Source organism: Paraburkholderia sp. BR10954 (assembly GCF_040965775.1).
Lineage (GTDB): Bacteria > Pseudomonadota > Gammaproteobacteria > Burkholderiales > Burkholderiaceae > Paraburkholderia > Paraburkholderia youngii.
In genome coordinates this window covers 1-225 of sequence record NZ_JBFRCK010000364.1, presented here as the reverse complement: position 1 = coordinate 225, position 225 = coordinate 1, and the positions used below count along the sequence as shown (strand labels likewise).

Below are 225 nucleotides of genomic sequence, written 5' to 3'. Positions count from 1 at the left end.
GCGCTGTATCGACGCACGTTCCGATCGGCCGTCCGATTGCGAACACGCGGGTGTACGTGCTGGACGGTCATGGAGAGCCGGTGCCGTTCGGGGCGGTGGGGGAGCTCTACATTGGCGGGGCGGGGGTCGCGCGTGGCTACCTGAGCCGCCCCGAGCTGACAGCAGAGCGGTTCATCGCCAGTCCCTTTGTGGAGGGCGATCGGCTGTACCGCACGGGGGACCTGG

General features: G+C 68.9%; 1 protein-coding gene. It reads left to right on the top strand.

What is annotated here, in order from left to right; translation table 11 throughout:
• Positions 1–225: AMP-binding protein (locus AB4Y34_RS42585; RefSeq protein ID WP_368719383.1), on the top strand; the 225-nt coding region annotated here is incomplete at both ends.